The organism is Alcaligenes sp. WGS1538, from assembly GCF_043187505.1.
In the GTDB taxonomy this organism is placed as follows: Bacteria; Pseudomonadota; Gammaproteobacteria; order Burkholderiales; family Burkholderiaceae_B; genus Alcaligenes.
The window spans coordinates 3,071,551-3,094,172 of sequence record NZ_CP171109.1; the positions used below are offsets into that span (position 1 = coordinate 3,071,551).

At 66.4% G+C, this 22,622-nt stretch carries 19 protein-coding genes; 10 read left to right on the forward strand and 9 right to left on the reverse strand.

The window, feature by feature from the left end; translation table 11 throughout:
- Positions 1 to 22: 22 nt before the first annotated feature.
- The 5 genes from ACF3ND_RS14305 to ACF3ND_RS14325 all read right to left on the reverse strand — a co-directional run bounded on the left by ACF3ND_RS14305 (position 23) and on the right by ACF3ND_RS14325 (position 6,104).
- Positions 23 to 811, reverse strand: coding sequence for an ABC transporter ATP-binding protein (locus ACF3ND_RS14305; protein WP_394061555.1), 789 nt, complete (start codon positions 809 to 811; stop codon positions 23 to 25).
- Positions 808 to 1,575 carry an ABC transporter ATP-binding protein gene (locus ACF3ND_RS14310; protein ID WP_394061557.1) on the reverse strand — a complete coding sequence of 256 codons (768 nt, stop codon included), beginning with the start codon at positions 1,573 to 1,575 and terminating at the stop codon, positions 808 to 810. The genes ACF3ND_RS14305 and ACF3ND_RS14310 overlap by 4 nt, the downstream gene beginning before the upstream one ends.
- A complete protein-coding gene (locus ACF3ND_RS14315; protein WP_394061559.1) occupies positions 1,572 to 3,476 on the reverse strand; it encodes an ABC transporter permease in 1,905 nt (634 codons plus the stop codon). The genes ACF3ND_RS14310 and ACF3ND_RS14315 overlap by 4 nt, the downstream gene beginning before the upstream one ends.
- A gap of 232 nt (positions 3,477 to 3,708) precedes the next feature.
- Positions 3,709 to 4,926 (reverse strand): ABC transporter substrate-binding protein, encoded by a 1,218-nt coding sequence (locus tag ACF3ND_RS14320; protein ID WP_394061561.1) that lies wholly within the window; start codon positions 4,924 to 4,926, stop codon positions 3,709 to 3,711.
- A 266-nt stretch (positions 4,927 to 5,192) separates the two neighbouring features.
- Entirely contained in the window at positions 5,193 to 6,104 is a 912-nt protein-coding gene (locus tag ACF3ND_RS14325; RefSeq protein ID WP_394061563.1) for a LysR family transcriptional regulator, read from the reverse strand.
- A gap of 188 nt (positions 6,105 to 6,292) precedes the next feature.
- On the opposite strand from ACF3ND_RS14325, the gene ACF3ND_RS14330 reads away from it, so the two are divergent.
- From ACF3ND_RS14330 to ACF3ND_RS14355, 6 genes are read left to right on the forward strand one after another with little or no spacing between them, the layout of a single operon-like run.
- Positions 6,293 to 7,903: an ABC transporter substrate-binding protein gene (locus ACF3ND_RS14330; protein ID WP_394061564.1), complete on the forward strand. Its 1,611-nt coding sequence runs from the start codon at positions 6,293 to 6,295 to the stop codon at positions 7,901 to 7,903.
- 34 nt (positions 7,904 to 7,937) lie between these two features.
- Positions 7,938 to 8,915 carry an ABC transporter permease gene (locus ACF3ND_RS14335; protein WP_394061566.1) on the forward strand — a complete coding sequence of 326 codons (978 nt, stop codon included), beginning with the start codon at positions 7,938 to 7,940 and terminating at the stop codon, positions 8,913 to 8,915.
- Between the two features lies 1 nt (position 8,916).
- Complete coding sequence (locus ACF3ND_RS14340) at positions 8,917 to 9,837, forward strand: ABC transporter permease (RefSeq protein WP_394061568.1); 921 nt, start codon at positions 8,917 to 8,919, stop codon at positions 9,835 to 9,837.
- Positions 9,838 to 10,824: an ABC transporter ATP-binding protein gene (locus tag ACF3ND_RS14345; RefSeq protein ID WP_394061570.1), complete on the forward strand. Its 987-nt coding sequence runs from the start codon at positions 9,838 to 9,840 to the stop codon at positions 10,822 to 10,824.
- Complete coding sequence (locus ACF3ND_RS14350; protein ID WP_394061572.1) at positions 10,821 to 11,834, forward strand: ABC transporter ATP-binding protein; 1,014 nt, start codon at positions 10,821 to 10,823, stop codon at positions 11,832 to 11,834. The genes ACF3ND_RS14345 and ACF3ND_RS14350 overlap by 4 nt, the downstream gene beginning before the upstream one ends.
- A complete protein-coding gene (locus tag ACF3ND_RS14355; RefSeq protein WP_394061574.1) occupies positions 11,831 to 12,955 on the forward strand; it encodes a M20 family metallopeptidase in 1,125 nt (374 codons plus the stop codon). Before ACF3ND_RS14350 ends, ACF3ND_RS14355 begins: the two co-directional genes overlap by 4 nt.
- 9 nt (positions 12,956 to 12,964) lie before the next feature.
- Here ACF3ND_RS14355 and ACF3ND_RS14360 read toward each other — a convergent pair whose 3' ends face one another.
- Complete coding sequence (locus tag ACF3ND_RS14360; RefSeq protein ID WP_394061576.1) at positions 12,965 to 13,552, reverse strand: hypothetical protein; 588 nt, start codon at positions 13,550 to 13,552, stop codon at positions 12,965 to 12,967.
- A gap of 189 nt (positions 13,553 to 13,741) precedes the next feature.
- Here ACF3ND_RS14360 and ACF3ND_RS14365 point away from each other — a divergent pair, with 189 nt between their 5' ends.
- Both ACF3ND_RS14365 and ACF3ND_RS14370 read left to right on the forward strand, forming a co-directional pair.
- Positions 13,742 to 16,174, forward strand: coding sequence for a penicillin acylase family protein (locus ACF3ND_RS14365; protein ID WP_394061578.1), 2,433 nt, complete (start codon positions 13,742 to 13,744; stop codon positions 16,172 to 16,174).
- Positions 16,175 to 16,240: 66 nt separating this feature from the next.
- On the forward strand, positions 16,241 to 16,642 hold the full coding sequence (locus ACF3ND_RS14370) for a hypothetical protein (protein ID WP_394061580.1): 402 nt from the start codon (positions 16,241 to 16,243) through the stop codon (positions 16,640 to 16,642).
- A 7-nt stretch (positions 16,643 to 16,649) separates the two neighbouring features.
- On the opposite strand, the gene ACF3ND_RS14375 is transcribed toward ACF3ND_RS14370, so the two are convergent.
- Positions 16,650 to 17,732 carry a diguanylate cyclase gene (locus ACF3ND_RS14375; protein ID WP_394061582.1) on the reverse strand — a complete coding sequence of 361 codons (1,083 nt, stop codon included), beginning with the start codon at positions 17,730 to 17,732 and terminating at the stop codon, positions 16,650 to 16,652.
- Between the two features lie 149 nt (positions 17,733 to 17,881).
- A complete protein-coding gene (locus tag ACF3ND_RS14380; protein ID WP_394061584.1) occupies positions 17,882 to 18,790 on the reverse strand; it encodes a LysR family transcriptional regulator in 909 nt (302 codons plus the stop codon).
- Positions 18,791 to 18,899: 109 nt separating this feature from the next.
- On the opposite strand from ACF3ND_RS14380, the gene ACF3ND_RS14385 reads away from it, so the two are divergent.
- Entirely contained in the window at positions 18,900 to 20,489 is a 1,590-nt protein-coding gene (locus ACF3ND_RS14385) for a sulfatase (RefSeq protein ID WP_394061586.1), read from the forward strand.
- Positions 20,490 to 20,534: 45 nt separating this feature from the next.
- On the forward strand, positions 20,535 to 21,506 hold the full coding sequence (locus ACF3ND_RS14390; protein WP_394061588.1) for a Bug family tripartite tricarboxylate transporter substrate binding protein: 972 nt from the start codon (positions 20,535 to 20,537) through the stop codon (positions 21,504 to 21,506).
- 138 nt (positions 21,507 to 21,644) lie between these two features.
- Here ACF3ND_RS14390 and ACF3ND_RS14395 read toward each other — a convergent pair whose 3' ends face one another.
- Positions 21,645 to 22,619, reverse strand: a complete 975-nt coding sequence (locus ACF3ND_RS14395) for a Bug family tripartite tricarboxylate transporter substrate binding protein (protein ID WP_394061590.1) — start codon at positions 22,617 to 22,619, stop codon at positions 21,645 to 21,647.
- Between the last annotated feature and the right edge of the window lie 3 nt (positions 22,620 to 22,622).

Below are 22,622 nucleotides of genomic sequence, written 5' to 3' on the forward strand. Positions count from 1 at the left end.
GCCGGTCAAGAGACGGCCCGCATCAAACGGTCAGGTAGGTGCGCCGGATTTCATCATTGGCGGCCAGTTCCTGCATGGCGCCACTGTACCTTATCTGCCCCTTTTCCAGCACATAGGCCCGGTCCGAGACCAGTTCGGCGAAATGCAGGTTCTGCTCGGACAGCAGGATGCTGACGCCCTGCTGCTTGAGCTCCAGGATCATCTGCGCCATCTGTTCGACGATCACCGGCGCCACGCCTTCGGACGGCTCGTCCAGCAACACCAGGTAGGGATTGCCCATCAGGGTGCGGGCCACGGTCAGCATCTGCTGCTCGCCCCCGCTCATCTGCCCGCCGGGCCTGTCCTGCATGCGTCCCAGGTTGGGGAACAGTTCGTAGAGGCGCTCGGGACGCCAGTGCGGCGCAGCCGAACCGTCGGGCCAGCGGCGCGCGGGCTGGCGCCCCACTTCCAGATTCTCCGTCACGGTCAGGTCCGCGAAGACCCGCCTGTCTTCGGGCACGAAGCCCAGCCCCGCCCTGGCGATCTCGAAGGGCTGGCGTCCATGGATGGCCTGCCCCATGAAGTGAACGTCGCCCGTGCAGCGGGCCATCAGGCCCATGATGGACTTGAGGGTCGTGGACTTGCCGGCGCCGTTGCGCCCCATGAGGGCGACCACCTCGCCGCGCCGCACCTGCAGGGACAGGTCGAACAGGATGTGCGCCGCACCGTACCAGGCATTGAGGTCCTGGACCGACAGCAATGGCTGCGCCGCATCGTTCCGGCCGGCCTGCGCCGGCAGCGAGGCGGGATTTGCGCTTTGGCTCGTGTTCATGCCGTTTCCTTTTTCTCGAAGGTCTTGCCGGTGCCGAAGTAGACCTCCTGCACCTTGGGATGGTTGCGGATATGGTCCGCATCGCCTTCGGCCACCAGCCGGCCGCGCGCCAGCACGATCATGCGGTCGGAATGCTCGAACACCACGTCCATGCTGTGTTCGGTGAACAACACGCCCATATTGCGCTCGATCACCAGCTTTTTGGTCAGGCGCATCAGCTCGTTGCGCTCGCGCGGAGCCATGCCGGCGGTGGGTTCGTCCATCAGCAGCAGGCGCGGATCGTTGGCCAGCGCAATGGCCAGCTCCACCCGCTTGACGTCGCCGTAGGCCAGTTCGCTGCAGGGCCGGTCGGCCTGGGCCTGCATGCCCACCTGGGCCAGCAGCTCCAGCGCGCGCTCGCGCTGGAATCGGGCCGCCGGACGCCAGAAGGAAAACACCTTCTTCTGGTGCGCCAGCAAGGCCATCTGCACATTCTCCACCACGGTCAGGGAGGCGAAGGTGGCGGCGATCTGGAAGGTGCGCCCCACGCCCAGCGCAGCGATGCGGCGTGGCGCCAGACCCACCAGTTCCTGGCCTTCCAGCCGTACCGAGCCGGCCGTGGGCGCGAGCTGGCCGCCCACCATATTGAAGGTGGTGGTCTTGCCGGCCCCGTTGGGCCCGATCAGCGCCAGGAACTCGCCTGCATGCAGGTCGAACTGGATGCCGTCCACCGCCACGTTGCCGCCGAAGGCCTTTTTCAGATCACGTACTTGCAACAGGCTCATGGCTGCGCCTCCTGGGCGGCGGGCCGCGCGCGGCGGTCCGCCAATTGCTTGAAGAAACCGGCAATGCCTTGCGGGAAGGCCAGCACCAGCAGCAGGATCACTCCGCCGAACAAGGCTCGCCAATACTGGGTGATGCCCAGGAAGAAATCCTGCAGCAGCGTGAACACCACCGCGCCCACCACCGGACCGACCAGGGTCTGCAGGCCGCCCAGCAGCACCATCACCAGACCGTCCACCGATTTGTTCACCGCAATGACCTCGGGCGAGACGCTGCCCTTGGAAAAGACGAACAGCGCGCCCGCCAGGCCCGCAAAAGTGCCGGCCAGGATGAAGGTCAGCCATTGCACGCGCTTGACGGGGATGCCGATGGCTTCGGCGCGCAAGGCCGAATCCCGGCTGGCGCGCATGGCGTAGCCGAAGGGCGAGAACAGCACCCGGCGCAGAAACAGCGCGGCCAGCGCCACCAGCGCCAAGGCGAAGTAATAGTAGCGGTCGCCCGACAGCCATTCGGAAGGCCAGATGCCCACCACGCCGTTGGAGCCGCCCGTGAAGCTGTCCCACTGGTAGACGATGGACCAGATGATCTGCGCGAAGGCCAGGGTCAGCATGGCCAGGTAGACGCCCGACAGGCGCACGCAGAACCAGCCGAACACCAGCGCGCCCACGCCGGCCACCAGAGGCGCCAGGGCGATGGACCAGCCCATGGACAGGGCGGCCGCCTTGAGCAGCAAGGCGGCCGCATAGGCGCCCAGGCCGAAATAGGCGGCGTGGCCGAAGGAGTTCATGCCGCCCGGCCCCATCATGAAATGCAGGCTGATGGCAAACAGCGACACGACCAGGATGTCCAGGGCCAGCACGGGCGCATAGGGGAACCATTGCGTCAGCATGGGCAGCGCGGCCATGACGGCCAGCACCGCCGCGACCAGGACCCGGAACGCCAGGCCGCTGGGCCGCAGCGGAGCCTCGATGGGCGCGGAATTGCGGCTGACCGCCTGGGGCCGCCCGAACAGGCCCCAGGGCCGGAACACCAGCACCACGGCCATGAAGATGAACTCCACCACCAGCGTCAGCTTGGGGAAGGCGAAATCGACGCCGAACAGCGTCACGGTGCCCAGGGCGATGCACAGCGCCTTGAGCTCGGCCACGATCAGCGCGGCCACGTAGGCGCCGGGAATCGAGCCCATGCCGCCGACCACCACGATCACGAAGGCGTCGCCGATCACGCTCAGGTCCAGCAGCAGGTTGGCCGGCTGGCGCGGCAGCTGCACCGCCCCGCCCAGGCCCGCCAGAAACGCGCCCAGCGCGAACACGCCGGTGAACAGCCAGGCCTGGTTCACGCCCAGCGCTCCCAGCATCTCGCGATCATGCGTGGCGGCGCGCACCAGCACCCCCCAGCGGGTGCGCGTCAGCAGCAGCCACAACAAGCCCAGCACCACCGGCCCGATCACGATCAGGGCCAGGTCGTATACGGGAAAGAAGCGTCCTGCGATGGACACCGAGCCGTTCAGGCCGGGCGCCAGGGGGCCCAGCAGGTCTTCCGGCCCCCAGATCGCCAGCGCGGCGTCGTTGATGACCAGCACCAGCGCAAAGGTGGCCAGCAGCTGGAACAGCTCGGGCGCCTTGTAGATGCGCCGCAACAGCACGATCTCCAGCAGCGCGCCCAGCGCGCCCACCAGCAGGGCCGCCGCGATCAGGCCGCCCCAGAAACCCAGCGCCGATCCGCCCAGGAACTGCACGGCGGAGTAGGCGATGTAGATGCCCAGCATGTACAAGGAGCCATGCGCGAAATTGACGATGCGCGTCACCCCGAAGATCAGGGACAGGCCGGCCGCCACCAGGAACAATGACGATGCCTCGGCCAGTCCGTTCAGGAACTGCACCCACAGAGCCGATAAGGCCATATTGCCTCGCGTGAGAAGAAGTGGCGCACCCCCCGGCGCGCCGGTCTACAGAAAAGCCTGAGCCGCCAGGAGCCTATGAACCAGGTCGGAAAGCGGCACTTGCGCTTCGGAATGAGGTGCAAGGCGCAAACCGCCGCGACAGCCTTTGGCATCGCGAGGATTCACAACGCCGCGGATCATCCGGACCCGCAAAGGCGCGCGACGCGGGGCCTGGTTCAGAGGCCCCCTTGCATTATTGATTGGCGGCTTCGGGGCGCCATTGGCGCACCTGTTCATCCGTGGGCTGCACGTCCTTGCCGTCGGCGTAGCGGATGTTGGTCATGATGCCCTTGCCGTCCTTCTTGGCCAGCACGCCCACATAGGCGCCTTGCGTCGATTGCTGGTCCTGGGTGCGGTAGGTGATGGGGCCGAACGGCGTCATCAGCTCCAGGCCGCGGAAGGCCTTGATCATGGCCTCCGTGTCCGTGGAGCCGGCCTTCTCGATGCCGGCGGCCAGCGACAGGATGGCGCTGTAGCCGATGATGGTACCCAGGCGCGGATAGTCCTTGTACTTTTCCTGATAGGCCTGCAGGAACTTCTGGTGCTCGGGCGTATCGATGGCATACCAGGGGTAGCCGGTCACGATCCAGCCCTCGGGCGTCTCTTCGCCCAGCGGATCCAGGTACTCGGGTTCGCCGGTCAGCATGCTGACCACGGGCATGTCCTTGTTGAAGAAGTTGCGCTGGCTGCCGGCCCGCACCAGGCGCGCCAGGTCGGAGGCGAACAGCACGTTGAAGATCGCATCGGGCTTGGCTTCGGACAGCGCCTGCACCACCGCCCCGGCGTCCACCTTGCCCAGCGGCGTGGCCTGCTCGGCCACGAACTCGACGTCCGGCTGGGCTTGCTTCATCAGCGTCTTGAAAGTGGCCACGGCGGACTGGCCGTATTCGTAGTTGGGGTAGACGATGGCCCAGCGCTTCTTGTTCAGCTTGACGGCCTCGGGCACCAGCATGGCCACCTGCATATAGGTGGAATTGCGCAGGCGGAAGGTATAGCGGTTGCCGTCCGCCCACACGATCTTGTCGGTCAGCGGCTCGCTGGCCAGGAAGAAGACTTTCTTGTGCTTGGCAAAGTCCGTGATGGCCAGGCCGATGTTGGACAGGAAGGTGCCGGTCAGCACGTCCACCTTGTCGCGGGAGATCAGCTCTTCGGCCGCGCGCACGGCGTCGCCCGGGTTGGAATTGTCGTCCTTGATGATCAGCTGCAGCTGCTTGCCGTTGATGCCGCCGGCCTGGTTGATCTGCTCGACCGCCAGTTCCATGCCGTTCTTGTACGGCCCGAGGAAGGCGGGCTGCGTCTTGTAGCTGTTGAGTTCGCCGATCTTGATCACGCCGTCTGCGACGGCGGCGCCGGCCAGGGTGTTGAACACCAGCACGCCGGCCAGTTGTGCACCTGCAACCATCTTCTTCATTGTCTTCTCCGTGGGCTCGTGAAGCGAAAAAAGGTTTCGACTACCTGCCTTGTTTTAGTGATTTGAAGTGTACACATAGCGATTTTGCGAGTAAATCGGCCATGGCCTAGGGATATACCCTTGAACACTTCAACCCTGAAACATGCCAGGCCGTGCACAATGTCGAAATTGCATGGAACATAGAACGGATCCAGCAGAAAAAGGCCTTGGCCGACGAAGAGGAGCAAATAAAAATATTCAGCGCCTACGCTTAATAAGCCAGACTATTACCGTGGCGCCGCCTCGCTGACTTCGTGCACGCGACGAATCATGAACTCAATAAACTGCTCCATCATATCCGGCAAAATGCGCCCCGACATCACCTGAACCTGTATGGTGCGCGCATGCATTTCCGTATTGCGCAGCGGAATGGCCACCAGGCGATTGGGCCGCAGGCGCTCGGAGATCGATACATAGCTGGCGAACAGCACCGCCTGGCTGTCGCGCACATAGGCATGCAGGGCCTCGGCGTAATTGCTGAACACCCGCGGCTGCAGGTTCAGGCCCGCCATGTTGGACGCCAGCTGGAACAGGCGATAGGTGGAGGTGTTCTCGTCGGTCAGCGCCAGGGGATAGTCAACCAGATCCTTGAGCGACAGGCGTCGGCGCTCGGCCAGCGGATGAGTCTGGGACATGACGGCCAGGGCGGCCGCGCTGTGCGCATAGCGCACCTGCACGTGGTCGGCGGGCGTGGTGCTGAACGTGACCGCCATGTCGGCCTCGCCGGCCGCCACGCGCTCGGTGGCGCCGCGCGCGCTGTCCACCCAGATGCGGAAGCGGCAACGAGGGTGCTTGCGCCCGAAAGCGGCGATGGCGCCCGGCACGAGCTCGTTGGCCAGGCCCTGCGTGCAAGCGATGCGTATGGGGCTGCGCTCGGCGCCGCGCAAGGCGGCGATCTGCTCGAAGGCGGCTTCGGTTTCCAGCAAGGAGCGGCGCACATGGCGCAGCAGCAACTGCCCGGCCTCGGTCAGGCGCATGCCGCGCGCGCTGCGCTCGAACAGCGGCGTGCCCAGGCGCTGCTCCAGGGTGGAGATCTGCCGGCTGATGGCCGAGATCGCCACGTGCAGGGACTCGGAGGCCGCGCTCAGACTGCCGGTCTGGGCCACTTCGTAAAAGTATTTAAAAGCCAGGCTTTGCACGCCAATTCTCCCTAAAAACCAGATTCCGCGCCGGGCCTGCTCCCTAGGGAAGTCTAGGGTTTTCCCGCACAAAGCTTTCTAATTCAGGCAAATCATTCTCTAAATATTCTAATTGTATAGAAACATGACGCCTCCTAGAATAAGCCCTCGTTTTCGATAACACCTATTACATAGGGGACTCGCTGCCCATGAAAAAGCCATTGCTCACCACCCTGGCCGCCGGCCTGGCCTGTCTGTTCGCGGGCGCCGCTTCCGCCCAGACCCTGAAGATCGGCCTGGCTTCCGAACCCACCGCCGTGGACCCGCACTACCACCAGACCACGCCCAATGAGGCGTTGATCTATCACATCTTCCAGCCCCTGGTGGCCATGAGCCCGGACATGAAGCTCACGCCCGCGCTGGCCAAGTCCTGGGAAGCCACGGACGACACGACCTGGACCTTCAAGCTGGACGAGCGCGCGCGCTTCTCCAATGGCGAACCCTTCACCGCCCAGGATGTGGTGTTCAGCTTCTGCCGCATCCTGAACAACGAGACCGCCATCGGCGGGGGCCTGACCAATGTGGCCCGCCGCATCGTGGCCATCGAGACGCCCGACGCCCACACCGTGCGCCTGAAGACCGCCGCGCCCTATCCCGTGCTGCCCAACGAGCTGGCCCGCGCGCCCATGATCTGGAGCGGCATCGCCAAGCACGAGCAGCTGCGCTACGCGCCCAAGGAAGGCTGCGGCGTCACCAGCCCCTGGCCCACCGTCGCCGATTTCAACAAAGGCGACCTGGTGGTGGGAACCGGCCCCTACCTGCTCAAATCCTATGTGAAGGGCTCGGGCATCGTGCTGGAGCGCAATCCCCAGTACTGGGGCGAGGCGCCCGCCTGGGAGCAGGTGCGCATGACAGCCGTGCCCGCCGCCGGTCCGCGCCTGACCGGCCTGCTGGCCGGCGACTTCGACCTGATCGAGAACCCGGCCGCGCGCGATCTCAAGCGCATCAAGGACAGCGGCTTCGCCTACACCGTCAAGCCCTCCGTGCGCGTCATGTTCTTCCAGCTGGACGCCGGCCGCGAGCAAAGCCCGCTGGTCAAGTCCCCCAAGGGCGACAATCCGCTGCAGAACGCCAAGGTGCGCCAGGCCATGTCGCTGGCCATCGACCGCAAGGCCATCGTCGAGCGCATCATGGACGGCGTGGCCGAGCCGGCCAACCAGTTCATCCCGCCGGGCATGTTCGGCTCCATCGAAGGCGCGCCCCCGCTGGAGTACAACCCCAAGAAAGCCAAGGAGCTGCTGGCCGAGGCCGGCTACCCGGACGGCTTCGAGCTGACGCTGTCGGCCACCAACGACCGCTACATCAACGACGCCCAGCTGACCCAGGCCGTGGCCCAGTACCTGAGCCGCGTGGGCATCAAGACCCAGGTCGACACCATGACCCGCTCGGTGTATTTCCCCAAGCGCGCCAAGCTGGAGATGAGCGCGTCCCTGGGCGGCTGGGGCTCGGAGACGGGCGAGGCCAGCAACTTCCTGCAGTACTGGATCACCACCCGCAACCCCGAGCTGGGCGTGGGCAGCAGCAACTACGGCCGCTACTCCAATCCCGAGCTGGACAAAGTCTACCTGGAGGCGGTGCGCACGCTGGACGACGACAAGCGCAGCGCCCTGCTGCAGCAGGCCGTCAAGATCGCCCTGGACGAGATGCCCAGCATCCCGCTGCACTTCGAGAGCGGCGTATGGGCCTACCGCGGCGACATCCAGTATGAAGGCCGCGCCGACCAGCGCACCATGGCCACGGCCGCGCGCCCTGCCCGGTAAGCCCTCGCGGGACTGATGAGTAAGGAGTAACGCATTGGCCATTTTCATTGTCCGCCGCCTGTTGCAAAGCGTGCTGGTGCTGCTGGCCGTGTCCGTCGTGGTGTTCGCCGCGGTGTACGCGGTGGGCGACCCCATCGAATTGCTGGTCAGTCCTGACGTGGGACAGGCCGAGCGCGACGCGCTGATCGCCCGCCTCGGCCTGGACCTGCCGCTGTGGCAGCAGTATTTCCATTTCCTCTCCCGGGCCCTGCAGGGCGACCTGGGCACCTCCTTCGTGCACGGGGTGTCCGCCGTGGAGCTGATCCTGCAGCGCTTTCCGGCCACGCTGGAGCTGGTGACCGTGGCCATCGCCCTGACCTGCCTGCTGGGCATCCCGCTGGGCCTGGTCGCCGGCCTGTACCGCGACCGCTGGCTGGGCCGGGGCATCATGGGCGGCTCCGTGCTGGGTTTTTCCCTGCCCAACTTCTGGCAGGGCATGGTGTTCATCCTGCTCTTTGCCGTGTGGCTGGGCTGGCTGCCGGCCTCCGGCCGGGGTCCCACGGTGGACGTGCTGGGCGTGCCCTTCAGCCTGTTCAGCGCCGAAGGCTGGCGCCACCTGGCCCTGCCCGCCGTGAACCTGGCGGTGGCCAATATCGCGCTGATCCTGCGCATGACGGCCTCGGGCGTATCGGAAGCCCAGAGCCAGGACTACGTGCGCTTTGCGCGCGCCAAGGGCCTGCGTCCGGGCCGCATCGTGCGCCGCCACATCCTGCGCAACATCCTGATCCCGGTGGTCACCGTGATCGGCATGGAATTCGGCTCGCTGATCGCCTATTCGACCATCACCGAGACCGTCTTTTCCTGGCCCGGCATGGGCAAGCTGCTGATCGACAGCGTCTATCAGCTGGATCGCCCCGTCATCGTGGCCTATGTGATGCTGGTCACGCTGCTGTTCGTGCTGATCAATCTGATCGTGGACATCCTGTATGCCGTGCTGGACCCGCGCGTCCAACTGATGGAGCCCAGCGCCTGATATGAAAACCCCCAATCACATCCAGACCCCGCCCGCCCGGGTAGCCCCCCTGCAGCAGACGCCCCAGCGCCGCCGCATCCTGCGGCGCCTGCACGCCCGTCCCAGCGCGCGCCGCTGCCTGTGGACCCTGGCCATCCTGATCGCCATCGTGCTGGCCGCCCCGCTGTTCGCCCCGCAGAATCCCTATGACCTGCTCTCGCTGGACATCCTGGACGGCCGCCTGCCGCCGGGCTCGACCAATATGGACGGCCAGGTCTACTGGCTGGGCACCGACGCCCAAGGGCGCGACATGCTCAGCGCCATCCTCTACGGGCTGCGCATCAGCCTGCTGGTCGGACTGGGCGCCGTGATCCTGTCCACGCTGATCGGCTCGCTGCTGGGCCTGCTGGCCGCCTTCCGCGGCGGCTGGGTGGACACCCTGGTCATGCGCTGCGTGGACTTCATCCTGGGCTTTCCGACCATTCTGGTGGCCCTGGTGCTGCTGGCCATGCTGGGGCGGGGCATCGACAAGGTGATCATCGCCCTGGTGGTGGTGCAATGGGCCCACTACGCCCGCATCATGCGCGGCCGCGCCCTGCAGGAGCGCCGCAAGGAATACATCGAGGCGGCGCAGAACCTGGGCTTTCCCGCCTGGCGCATCATGCTGCGCCACCTGATGCCCAACTGCCTGGGCCCCATCATGGTCTTTGCCACGATACAGATCGCCACGGCCATCACGCTGGAGGCCACGCTGTCCTTCCTGGGCGTGGGCGTGCCCGTGACCGAACCCTCCCTGGGCCTGCTGATCTCCAGCGGCTTCGAATACCTGCTTTCGGGCGACTACTGGATCAGCATCTTCCCGGGCGTGGCCCTGCTGCTGCTCATCCTGTCCATCAACATCGTGGGCGATCGCCTGCGCGAGAGCCTGGACCCGCGACGCTAAATGACTCCTGACACACCCCTACTCCATGTCGAAGGCCTGCAAACGGCCTTCCATACCGAAGACGGCGCCTGGCTGGCCGTGGACGGCGTCGAGCTGACCGTGCGCCGCGGCGAAATCCTGGGCCTGGTGGGCGAATCCGGTTCGGGCAAGTCCGTGACGGGCTTTTCCCTGCTGGGCCTGATCGACCCGCCCGGCGAGGTCATCGCCGGCCGCGTCCTGTTCCAGGGGCGCGACCTGCGCGCCCTGGACGAAGAAGGCATGCGCGCGCTGCGCGGCGACCGCATCGCCATGATCTTCCAGGATCCGCTGATGACGCTGAACCCGGTGCTGAAGGTGGGCGAGCAGATGATGGAGGCCATCCTGACCCATCATCCGCGCACCCCGCGCCGCCAGGCCCGCCAGCGCTGCGTGGAAGCGCTCGCCCAGGTCGGCATCCCGGCGCCCGAAAGCCGCCTGGACCAGTATCCGCACGAATTCTCCGGCGGCATGCGCCAGCGCGTGGCCATCGCCATCGCCATGCTGAACCAGCCCGACCTGATCATTGCCGACGAGCCGACCACCGCGCTGGACGTGACCATCCAGGCCCAGATCCTCTACCAGATGCAGACCCTGTGCCGCGAGCACCAGACGGCCATGATCTGGATCACCCACGACCTGGGGGTGATCGCCGAACTGGCCGACCAGGTGGCCGTGATGTATGCCGGCCGCATCGTCGAGCACGGCCCGGTCGCCGAGGTGCTGGCCCGGCCGGTCCATCCCTATACGCGCGGCCTGCTGGACTCCATGCCCGGAGCCACCGTTCCCGGACAGCGCCTGCAGCAGATCGACGGCATGGCCCCCACCCTGACCGGCCGGGAGGCGGGCTGTACTTTCCGCCCCCGCTGCCCCCGCGCCAGCGAGCGCTGCGGCCAGTCCGCACCCGAGATCCGCCGCCACGGGCGGCAGGACTACCGCTGCTTCCACCCCTTGATCAACGAGGCATCATGAGCACGACGCCCGTCATCGAACTGCGCGGCCTGCGCAAACAATTCAGCCGCTCGCCGGACCTGGCCTACAAACTGATGAAGGCCCTCGGCCAGGCGCCCGAGCTGCCGACGGTCCATGCCGTCAACACCGTCGACCTGAGCATCGCCGCCGGCGAGGTGGTCGGCCTGGTGGGCGAATCGGGCTGCGGCAAGTCCACCCTGGGCCGCATGGTGGCCGGCCTGATCCGGCCCTCGGCGGGACAGGTTCTTTACAAAGGCCGCGACGTGGCCGGCCTGGGCCCCAAGGACAGGCTGGACTACACGCTGGGAGTGCAGATGATCTTCCAGGATCCGCAGGCCTCGCTCAACCCGAAACAGAAACTGCACCAGATCCTGGGCGAGGCGCTGCACGTGCACAAGCTGGCGCCCCGTCAGGACATACCGGCGCGCGTGGACCAGGCCCTGGCCGAAGTAGGCCTGGCCGCCGAATACCGCGACCGCCTGCCCCATCAGATCTCGGGCGGGCAGCGCCAGCGCATCGGCATCGCCCGCGCCCTGATGGTGCAGCCCGACTTCCTGGTGTGCGACGAGCCCGTGGCCGCCCTGGACGTATCCATCCAGGCGCAGGTCATCAACCTGTTCATGGACCTGCGCAGCCGCCACGGCTTCACCTACCTGTTCATCAGCCATGACCTGGGCGTGGTGCGCCACATCTCCGACCGGGTGGCCATCATGTACCTGGGCCGCATCGTGGAGATGGCGCCCACGGCCGAGATCTTCAGCCATGCCGCGCATCCCTACACCCAGGCCCTGCTGGCCGAGATGCCCGACGTGCAGCGCCGGCGGCGCGAGTTCGCCCCCATCCAGGGCGAAATCCCCTCCCCCCTGAAGCCGCCGCCGGGCTGCACCTTCCATCCGCGCTGCCCCCTGGCCACGGACATCTGCCGCCAGGCCGCGCCCGCCCTGCAAACCATAGGCACCGGCCACCAGGCCGCCTGCCACCATATCCGACCACTCGACACCACGCCATGACCACCGACACCATCACCGACGCCCTCGTGCAGCAGATAGAACGCTGGACGAGGCTGGAATCCCCTTCCCACGACCAGGCCGCGCTGCAGGCCATGGCCGCTTTGATCAGCCAGGACGCCCGCGAGCTGGGCCTGGCCGTGCAGGCCGTGGACATGGGCGATGCCGGCGCTCCCCTGCTGCATATACACAACCGCTCCGACGGCGACGAGCGCGAAGGCATATTGGTCCTGGGCCACTACGACACGGTGCACCCGCTGGGCACGCTGGAGAAGAATCCCGTGCGGCGCGAGCACGACCGGCTCTACGGGCCCGGCATCTACGACATGAAGGCCGGCGTATGTCTGGCGCTGTCCGCCCTGGGCGCGGTCGCCGGGCAGACCCGTCTGCCCGTGGACATGGTGCTGCTGCCCGACGAAGAAACCGGCAGCCATCTGTCCCGCCCTCATACCGAGGCGTTTGCGCGCCGCTCGCGCTATGCGCTGGTCTGCGAACCCGCCCGCGTCGAAGAAGGCCGCTGCGTCACCGCCCGCAAGGGCACGGGCTTCATTCAGCTCGCCGCCCGCGGGCGTCCGGCCCACGCCGGCATCCAGCACCAGAAAGGCCGCAATGCCATCGAGGAAGTCGCCCACCAGGTTCTGGCGCTGCAGGCTCTGACGGACTATGAGCGCGGGGTGACGGTCAGCGTGGGGACGATTTCGGGCGGCACGACCCCGAACGTCGTGCCCGAGCATTGCAGCATACGGGCGGACTTCCGCGTCCCGGATGCGCAGGCGGCCGAGGCGCTGCGCGAACGGGTCCAGGCCCTGCGCGCCGTCAATCCGGACGTGAAGCTGGAGGTGACCTTTTCCCTGAACCGGCCGGCGATGTCCCGCACCGAAGCCACCGCCGGGCTGCTGTCCCGCTGCCAGGAATTCGCCCGCCAAGTGGGCCTTGCGCTGGAAGAGGCACCCATGACCGGGGGCGCCAGCGACGCCAACTTCACCGCGGCGCTGGGCGTGCCCACGCTCGATGGCCTGGGGGCCGACGGCGACGGCGCCCACACCTTGCGCGAACACATCCTGGTCTCCACGCTGGCGTTGCGCCGCTCGTTCTGGATGGAGACCCTGACCCGCCTGGACTGAATCCCGGATTCAGCCGCTGCGCACTTCGTGGATGTGCTGGCCCTTGCCCGGCAGGTCATACAAATGGGGGGTGCGGGTGGGATTGAAGTCCTTCCACTGGCCGTCGGCCCAGGTGCCCTGGGCCCATTCGATGGCATAGCCCCCGTTGCTCTGCAACACCTCCACCACGCCGCGCTCGTCGGCCTGCCCCTGCCGGGCGGCCAGCATCACGCCCGAGACCCGGTTCAAGGGATCGCGGCGGCGGCCGCGCCCGCCCAGCCGCGTGATACCGCCGGAGATGGCGCCCACATAGGCCCCCAGGGCGATGAAAGCAATGAGTACCAGCGGCGGCCACTGGGTCAGGCTCAGCAGCCACCAGCCCACCAGGGCGCCCGAGATCACGCCCAGCGCCACGCCCAGCAATGCCCCCCGGCCGCCTCCGCGCGAGGCCTTGTCCGTCGCCCTGTCTCCTCCTATGGGATATTGGCCATGCTGGCCGCCGGGCTTCAGGTAGAAGATCTGCATGTCCTGCATGGCCAGGCCGTACACCTGCAGGGCCGTGAACGCCTTCTGGGCCTGCTCGAAAGTATCGAATTCCGCTGCAATGATACGTTCCATGTTCGTACTCCCATGTCTGAGGTCATGTGTGCCTCTAGCAATTTTCATTCCCTGCTGCAGCCCGATTCGGGAAATCCTCTATAAATATTCTCGTGGATATATATATGTATAAATAATATTGACGGTATATTCATGGCATAAGAGACAGTGCCGCGGCACAGCGCGCAGCACATTCAAGGAGACAGAGACATGGATTCCCCTCGCCGCTCCCCGCGCCGCCTGACTTTGAGCGTCCTGGGCGCCAGCCTGCTGCTGGCGGCCTGCGCCGCCACCCCGCCCGCCGAACGCAGCGTGACCATCAAGCGCGACAGTTTCGGCGTGCCCCACATCTATGCGCAGAACACCTACGGGCTGTTCTACGGTTATGGCTACGCGGTGGCCACCGACAGGCTGTACCAGATGGAGATCGCCAAACGCTCCGGCTGGGGCACGGTGGCCGAAGTGCTGGGGCCGGATTACCTGGAACTGGACAAGGTCACCCACGGCAGCTTCGACCCCGAATCCATACGCCGCCAGCTCGCCGCCCTGCCGGCCGAGGACCGCGCCATCTTCGAAGGTTACGCCGCCGGCTTCACCCAGCGCGTGCGCGACGTGAAGGCGCAGGCCGCCACGCTGATGCCCAGGGAGTTCATCGCCAACGGTTTCGAGCCCTCGGAATGGCAGCCCGAGGACATCGCCATGGTCTGGGTGGGCCTGATACTGAACCGCTTCTTCGCCGGAACGGCGGAAATGGCCAATCTGAGCCTGCTGGAGACGCTGCGCGCGGCCGAAGGGCCGGTCCGCGGCGAACAGCTTTACCGGCAGCTGCGCTGGCTGAACGATCCAACCGCCCCGACCATCATCCCGCAGCAGTCCGCAAGCAAGGCGCAGGCGCAAATGCCTGCCGCCCTGCAGGCGCTCTCGTCCCAGGCCGCGCGCGACTATCTGCATCGCCAGTCCGTCGCCCTGGGGCCCGCCGTAGCCAACGGCACGCCCACCGCCAGCAACGCCTGGGTGCTGGGGCCGGCCAAGACCACGCACGGCCACGCCGTGCTGTACAATGGCCCGCAGCAAGGCTGGTACGCCCCCTCCATCACCTACAGCGTGGGCCTGCACGGCGCAGGCTACGACCTGACCGGCAGTACCGCCGTGGCCCTGCCCGCCATCCTCTTCGGCACCAACGGGCGCATCGCCTGGGGCTCAACCGTGGGCTCCCTGGACACCAACGACGTCTATCAATTGCGCCTGAAGGATGGCGATCCCCACAGCTATTGGTATCGGGGAGCCTGGCGCCCCATGGAGCACAAGCAGGTGCGCATCAAGGTGCGCGGCCAGGACGACGTGCTGCTGGACGTGTACCGCTCGGTCCAGGGCTTCGTCAGCACCTGGGACGCCAGGAACAACACCGCCTACGCCAATCGCCGCAGTTGGGAAGGCCGCGAGATCGAGACTCTGCTGGGCTGGGCGCAGGCGGCCAAGGCGCGCAACTGGGACGAATTCATGGCCCAGGCCGCCCGCGTCAGCGCCTCCATCACCTGGTTCTATGCCGACACCGAGCGCAACATCGGCGCCGCCGCGCTGGGCCGGCTGCCGCAGCGCCCGGCGGGCCAGCCGGTGCAGTTCCCGGCCGTCGGCGACGGCAGCATGGAATGGCAGGGCTTCCTGCCCTTCGAGCACAACCCCAAGGTGCTGAATCCCGAACAGGGCTATGTGGCAAGCTGGAACAACAAGGCCTTTGCCGGCCTGCTGGCCGACAGCTCCAACTTTTCCTATGTGGATCGCGTGCAGGAGCTGCTGGCCCCGCTGCAGGCCAAGCAGCGTCTGAGCGACGAGGAAATCTGGGCGGTGGACCAGCTGGGCGCCCGCTCGGACTTGAACGCGCGCTACTTCGCGCCGCTGATCCAGCAGGCCGCCGACCTGCCGCGCGCCAGCGCCCTGGCGCGCGAAGCGGCAGCCCAGCTGCGCGGCTGGGACTACAAGCTGCACCTGGACGAGGACGGACGGCATTACCGTGGAAGCGCCCCGGCCGTCATGCAGGCCTGGATGAAAGCCGCCGTGCCGGTGTTCCTGAAGGGCCGGCTGCCTGAGAGCGTCTATGCGAGCTACGAGAAAGGCCTGTATCCGGGCGTGGACGATCCACGCAGCGCCCAGCCCGCAGCCGCCGCCAAGCTGATCTGGAACGCCATCCAGGGACCGCGCTCGGGCGTGCCGCAGACCATCGACTTCCTGCAGGGCCGCCCCGCCCGGGAGTGGGTGCTGGATGCCCTGGAACAGGCGGCGCGCAGCCTGCAGGGGGAACAGGGAGCGCAGGCGGCCAAGTGGCGCGCGCCGGCCGGGCCCATGCTGTTCGCCGCCCGCAATGCCATCGGCGTGCCCTGGGGCGACCCGGCCCACCAGCGCCGCGTCTGGCCCTATCTGAACACCGGCAGCGAAAGCTTCCAGGTCGTGCTGGACCCGCAAGGCGTGCGCATGTGCTCGGTGGCCGCGCCCGGCCAGAGCGGCTTCGTGGATCCCCAGGGCAAGGCGGACCCGCACCACTCGGACCAGCTTGAATTGTTCAGCCGCTTCGGATGCAAGCCCGACGCCGTCGGCGGGCAGGCGGTCGAAAAAGCCGCCGTGGACACCCTGACGCTGCGCTATTGAGTGACAAGCCAGGCAGTTTTAGATACAGTAATGATAATTATTATCATTACTGTATCGGGCTGCCCCATGTATATTGATCTGCAACGCTTCCCCCTGGTCGATCTTGTCTACGAACCCGGCGTGCCGCCCGATGCGGCCGCATTCCTGGCGCAATTCGAGCAGGCCCTGGACCAGGAACGCCCCTTCGTATTAATAAGCCCCGACGCCCCGGAATTGTCCGCCGACCCCGACCAGGCTCTGCGCAAGCAGCTGGTGTTGTGGATCAAGCAGCACAAGGAGCGCCTGCAGGCGCTGGTGCGCGGACACATCATGATCGAAGCCGATCCGGACAAGCGCGCCGCCCTCGAGGCGATGGCGCCGCTGACGCAGAAGGTCTGGGGCTATCCCTTGCACGTGACCGACAGCGCCCGGTCCGCCGATACCCTGGCGTCCCGTTGGCTGCAGGCGGCGCCCGGCCAGGCCGGTTAAGCGCCGCTCAGTCTTCCGCCACCACCTGGTTGCGGCCGCGCTGCTTGGCCAGGTACAGGCGTTCGTCCGCCACCTGCAGGACCGACTCGACTTCCAGGCCCGGCGGACAGACCGCCAGGCCCATGCTGGCGGTGACGCGAAACGACATGCGATCATGGTTGTACAGGACCTGCCCCTGCACCTCGCGCAGCAATTGCCGGGCCACTTCCAGCGCCTGCTCGTCCGTACGGCCGGCCAGGATCAGCGTGAACTCCTCGCCGCCATAGCGGGCGGCCAGGTCCTGCGGACCCAGGTGGGTCTTGAGCAGGGCGGCGGTGCGCATCAGCACGTCATCGCCCACGGAATGGCCGTGGGTGTCGTTGATCTGCTTGAAGTGATCCAGGTCCACCATCAGCACATGCAGATTGTCGGCATCGGCGCGCTGCTTGAGCTGCTGGTTCAGCGCGCCCCGGTTCAGCAGGCCCGTCAGGGCGTCGTGGGTGGCCTGCCGGTAAAGCCGCAGCAGCAGGCCCAGGTGAAAGTAATTGGCGGTCAGGGCCACCACCAGCAAGGCGGCCAGCAGCCAGAGGTCCTGCAAGCCCTGCGCCGTCATCCAGGTGCCCGAACGCACGGACGCCAGCACCTGCAGGCCGAGCAGCGCGCTGCCCACCAGCGCGGATTCCAGCAGGGTGAAGGGAAAGATGCTGAGCGTGGCCACCAGCAGGAAGGGAATGAACCCGTAGCCCAGCACCACGTAGCGTCCGGCGCTGGCCGAGGTCAGCAGCATGTAGGCGTAGAAAGAGGCCGGCAGGATGAACACCAGGCCGCTGAGCACATAAATGAGACGGATGCGCTGGTGTCCCCGCAGGGCCAGCCACACGCAGGCGGCCAGACCTGCGAAGCTCAAGATCCGGGCGGTCAGGAAATGGGCGGGCCAGCTGGGCAGCACCAGCCAGTCCATGATGGTCCAGAGCGGGGTGAGCACGGCAAAGATCAGCCCCACCAGCATGACCCGGGTGCGCAGGTACTCCATGCGGGCGTGGATGAAATCACGGGAATGGTATTTTCCGCTCAGCGTATCGCGTACGGAGCTGATGCTTATCGCTTGCAAATTCTTCCAACCTGACAGGAATGTTCCCATACAAATAATCCGCCCAGACGAAACAAAATAACACGTCAGCCATACCTGGTTACAAAAGCATATGCGCAGTATTTGAGATCGCGCAAGGGAACAACATTCCAAGCCGCGAAACTTGATGCTTAAGCGTGACGGTTCCGCATCCAGCCTATGATTTCCTCCAGCAAGGGCTGGCCGGTGTCCTCCGGACGCCATAACAGGCCCAGTTGGCCGTGCAGGCTGGCGTCGCTCCAGTTCAGCGCCAGCACGCGCAAGTCAGGATAGACCTGGGCTATGCTGCGCGCCATGGGCACCAGAAAGGGGCTGTCCACTGCCAGCCGCGCGCTGGTATGGGCGTAGGACGATTCGATGGCGCAGTGCGGATGCTGCAGGCCCTGTGCATCGAGCGCCAGTTCGAAGCGCCGGCGCATCGGACTGCTCTTGGGCGGCAAGACCCAGGGGTAGTCCAGGAGCTCCTCCCAGTCCAGGCCCGCGCGCCCGGCCAGCGGATGGCTCTGGCCCACCGCCACGCACAGCGGCACCATGCCCAGGGACATGAAGGCCATGTCCGGATTGCGGCCGGTCTCGTCGATGCGGCCGATGACCAGGTCCAGTTCGCCCTGCTCCAGGTTCTTGCCCAATATGTCCAGCGTGCCCTCCTGGATGCGGACGTGGCAGTGCGGATGGCGCTGGTAGACGTCGCGCAGCAGGTCGGGCAGATAGACCACCGCCACCATGGGCGAGACCCCCAGCGCGAACTGCTGCCGGAAGCCTTGACGATACTGATCCAGCGACTCGCCCATGCGATCCAGGCGGCTGAGCACGCCCTGCGCCTGGCGCGCCAGCTCCAGCGCCGGCGGCAAGGGCTCGATGCCGCGCGCATGGCGCTCGAACAGCGGCATGCCCACGTTGTCCTCCAGCTCCTTGAGCCACTTGGACAGGGCCGGCTGCGTCATGTTGGACTGCCGGGCCACGTCGCTCATGCTTTTCAGCTCGCACAAGCGAATCAGGACCTGCAGGTGCTTCAGTCGTATGCGATCGCTCCAACCCATGTCTCACCCATGAATTATTTGTATATATAGCTGTCAATTATTCAATTTATCATTATGGCCCTGGCTTCCATAATGGACAAAAACCCTGTCATGCAAAAAAAGGAAGGCCATGTCCACCGCTGCACCCAATTTCCTCCTGTTCATCACCGACCAGCACCGCGCCGACCACCTGGGCTGCTACGGCAACCCCGAAGTGCGCACGCCCAGCCTGGATGCCCTGGCCAGCCGCGGCTGGCGCGCCGAGCGCTTCTACGTCGCCACGCCCATCTGCATGCCCAACCGCGCCTCGCTGATGACCGGCCGCATGCCCTCCGTGCACGGCGCGCGTCACAACGGCGTGCCCCTGCCGCTGGAGTCGACCACCTTCGTGGACGTGCTGCGCCAGGCCGGCTGGCGCACCGCGCTGGTGGGCAAGGCGCACCTGCAGAACATCACGGACGATCCCGCGCTGTACCCGAGGCCCGATGCGCCTCCCACGCGCGGCGAGGCCCGTCGCCAGACGGCCACCAATGATTACGACCAGGAATGCGGCGCGCTCTGGCGCGACCGGCCCGACCACGCCATGACGCTGCCCTTCTACGGCTTCGAGCATGTGGACCTGGCCGTGGACCACGGCGACCAGGTCTGGGGCGACTACGGCCGCTGGCTCCAGAACGAACATCCCGAGATCGCCGCCCTGTCCGGCCCCGAGCAGGCCCTGCCCAGCCCCGACTTCGAACTGAGCCGCTGCGGCCAGGCCTGGCGCACGCGCGTGCCCGAAGAATACAGCACCACGGCCTGGATCGGCGCGCGCACCCGCGCCTTGCTGGACAATTATGCGCAGGCGCAGCAGCCCTTCTTCATCCAATGCTCCTTCCCCGATCCGCATCATCCCTTCACGCCGCACGGCCGCTACTGGGACATGTACGACCCTGAACAGGTGACGCTGCCGGCCTCCTTCCAGCCCGGCCCGCACACTCCGCCTCCGCACATCCAGTGGCTGCACCAGCAGCGCGACCAGGGCAAGGCCGTCAAGCACACGCCTGCCCTGTTCGCCTGCAGCGAACGCGAGGCGCGCGAGGCCATCGCCCTGAACTACGGCTCCATCACGCACATCGATGCGGAGATCGGCCGCGTGCTGGACCATCTGCAGCAGTCAGGACTGGCCGAGAACACCATCGTCATGTTCATGAGCGACCATGGCGATTTCATGGGCGACCACCAGCTGCTGCTCAAAGGCCCGGTGCACTACCAAAGCATCATCCGCACCCCGTTCATCTGGTTCGACCCCGCCGCCCCGGCCGCCTGCGGGAGCAGCGGCGCCCTGTGCTCGACCATCGACATCGCGCCCACCGTGCTGGAGCGCGCCGGCCTGCTGCCCTACAACGGCATCCAGGGCCGTTCGCTGCTGCCGTTGATGGGACGCGAGCCGGCCCGATGGCGCCAGGCCTTGCTGGTGGAAGAAGAAAACCAGCGCCAGCTCTTCAACATGCCCCAGCGCTGCAAGCTGCGCTCGCTGCTGACCGGGTCGCACCGGATCAGCGTCTATCAGGGGACGGAATGGGGGGAGCTGTACGACCTGCAGGCCGACCCCCTGGAACAGAACAACCTGTGGGATGATCCCTCGTCACGCGACTTGAAGACCCGCCTGTTGTGCCAGCTGGTGGACACACTGATGGCCCACAGCGAATCCAGTCCTCTGCCCCTGGCACTGGCCTGAGTCCTTGCAACAACCATAAATAACCACATCCATCTGGAGACAAACATGACATTCGCCCCCCTCTTTCGCAGCCTGGCCGCCTGTGCCTTGCTGTTGCCCCTGGCCGCACCGGCCCAGCAGTCGGACACCGTCACCCTGGTCGTCAGTTCCGCGGCCGGCGGGCCGCTGGACGTGCTGGGGCGCATGCTGGCGCGCGAGGCCTCGGCCACCACGGGCCGCACCATCGTGGTGGAGAACCGCGCCGGCGCCTCGGGCACCATCGCGGCCGAAACCGTGGGCCGCAGCAAGCCGGACGGCAACACCCTGCTGCTGACCCTGGACACCGTGGCCACGGCCAACCCGCACGTCTACGTGAACAATCGTTTCCGGCTGAAGGATTCGCTGGAGCTGGTGTCCCTTCTGGGCACCTTCGACCAGGTGCTGGTCGTGCCGTCCGGCTCGGGCATCAAGACCACGGCGCAGTTCCTGGACAAGGCGCGCACGGGACAGATGAACTACGGCTCGGCGGGCATAGGCTCGCCCGGCCACCTGATGATGTCCGCCCTGACCCAGGACAGCGGCGTCAAGCTCGACCACATCCCCTACAAGAGCAATCCCGCCGTGGTCAACGACATGTACGGCGGCCGCATCGACAGCGGATTCCTGGTGATCGCGGGGGTGCTGGGCGCCGTGCAGGAAGGCAAGCTCACGCCGCTGGCGGTCTCGGGCGACACACGCAATCCCCTGATGCCCGACGTGCCCACCGTGGCCGAAGCCAAGCTGCCCGGCCTGGAGAACTTCGACGAGCGCTTCGCCTATCTGGTCTTCACCCCTAAAGGCACGCCTCCCGACCAGGTGCAGGCCTGGAACACGCTGCTGGCCGACATCATGAAACGCCCTTCCACGGCGCAGATGCTGCGCACCCTGGACATCCGGCCCTATGAATCGTCCAAGGCCGACGCCGTGCAATGGATAGACCAGCGCAGCCGGCGCTGGGAAAACGTAGTGCGCGAAGCAGGAATCCGGTCGGACGGTTGAGGACGGCCGGCACGCGGCCCCAGCAACGGAGCCGTTGTCATGAGCAAAAAAAAACAGCGCCACCGGAAGGAGGCGCTGCAAAAAGGACCGGGCTGGCCCAGCTATGAAGCCGACCCGGCCCCGAGGATGGTTCACGTCTTATTCGATGCTGATGCCTGACTTGCGCACCACGTCCTGCCAATAGCGGGCCTGGGCGGGCAGATCGGCGCGGAACCGGGCGGCCGGGGTGGAAGACGCCACATAGCCCTGGGCCATCAGCTTGTCGCGGACGGCAGGGTCGGCCAGCACCTTGTCCAGCGCCTTCTCCACCTGGTCCAGGATCCGGGCGTCGGTGCCGGCCGGCGCGGCCAGGGCCCACCAGTTGCTCACCACCACGTCCTTGTAGCCCAGCTCGTCTATGGTGGGCACGTCCGGCAGGGCCGGGAAGCGCTCGGGCAGCGCCACGGCCAGGGCGCGTATCTTGCCTTCGGGCAGAAAGGCCGCGCCCAGTCCGTAGCCGCCGATGAACATCTGCACCTCATTGCCGATCAGCGCCTGCACGCCCGGCGCCGAGCCGCGATACTGGATGCCCAGCATGTCGCCGTCCAGCGCCTCGGACAGCATCCAGCCCGACAGATCGGGCGTGGTGCCCGCGCCCGGCGTACCATAATTCACCTGCCCGCGATGCTGCTGCACATAGTCGCGGAACTGCGCCATGGTCTTGACCGGCACCTGCGCATTCACATAGACGAACGCCGCCGCATCGGCCACCTTGTTGATCACGTGCAAGTCCTTGAGCGGGTCGTAGCCCATCTTCTTGTACAGGAACTGATTGATCACGAAGTTGTTCGTGGCCGAGAACAGCAGCGTGTAGCCATCCGGCTTGGCGCGCGCCACCATCTGCGTGCCGATATTGCCGCCCGCGCCGGTCTTGTAGTCGATGACGACCGTCTGGCCCAGCTCGCGCGACAGCTCGGGCTGGATCATGCGAAAGATGATGTCGCCGGCCGCGCCGGGCGCGTAGGGCAGGATCACCCGCAGCGGTTGCTCCGGATAGGCCGCCGGGGCCGCCCCCGCGGCGCCCAGCAGGAGGGCCGCCAGCAGGGCCGCTCCGCTTTTCTCGAATACTCGCATCTT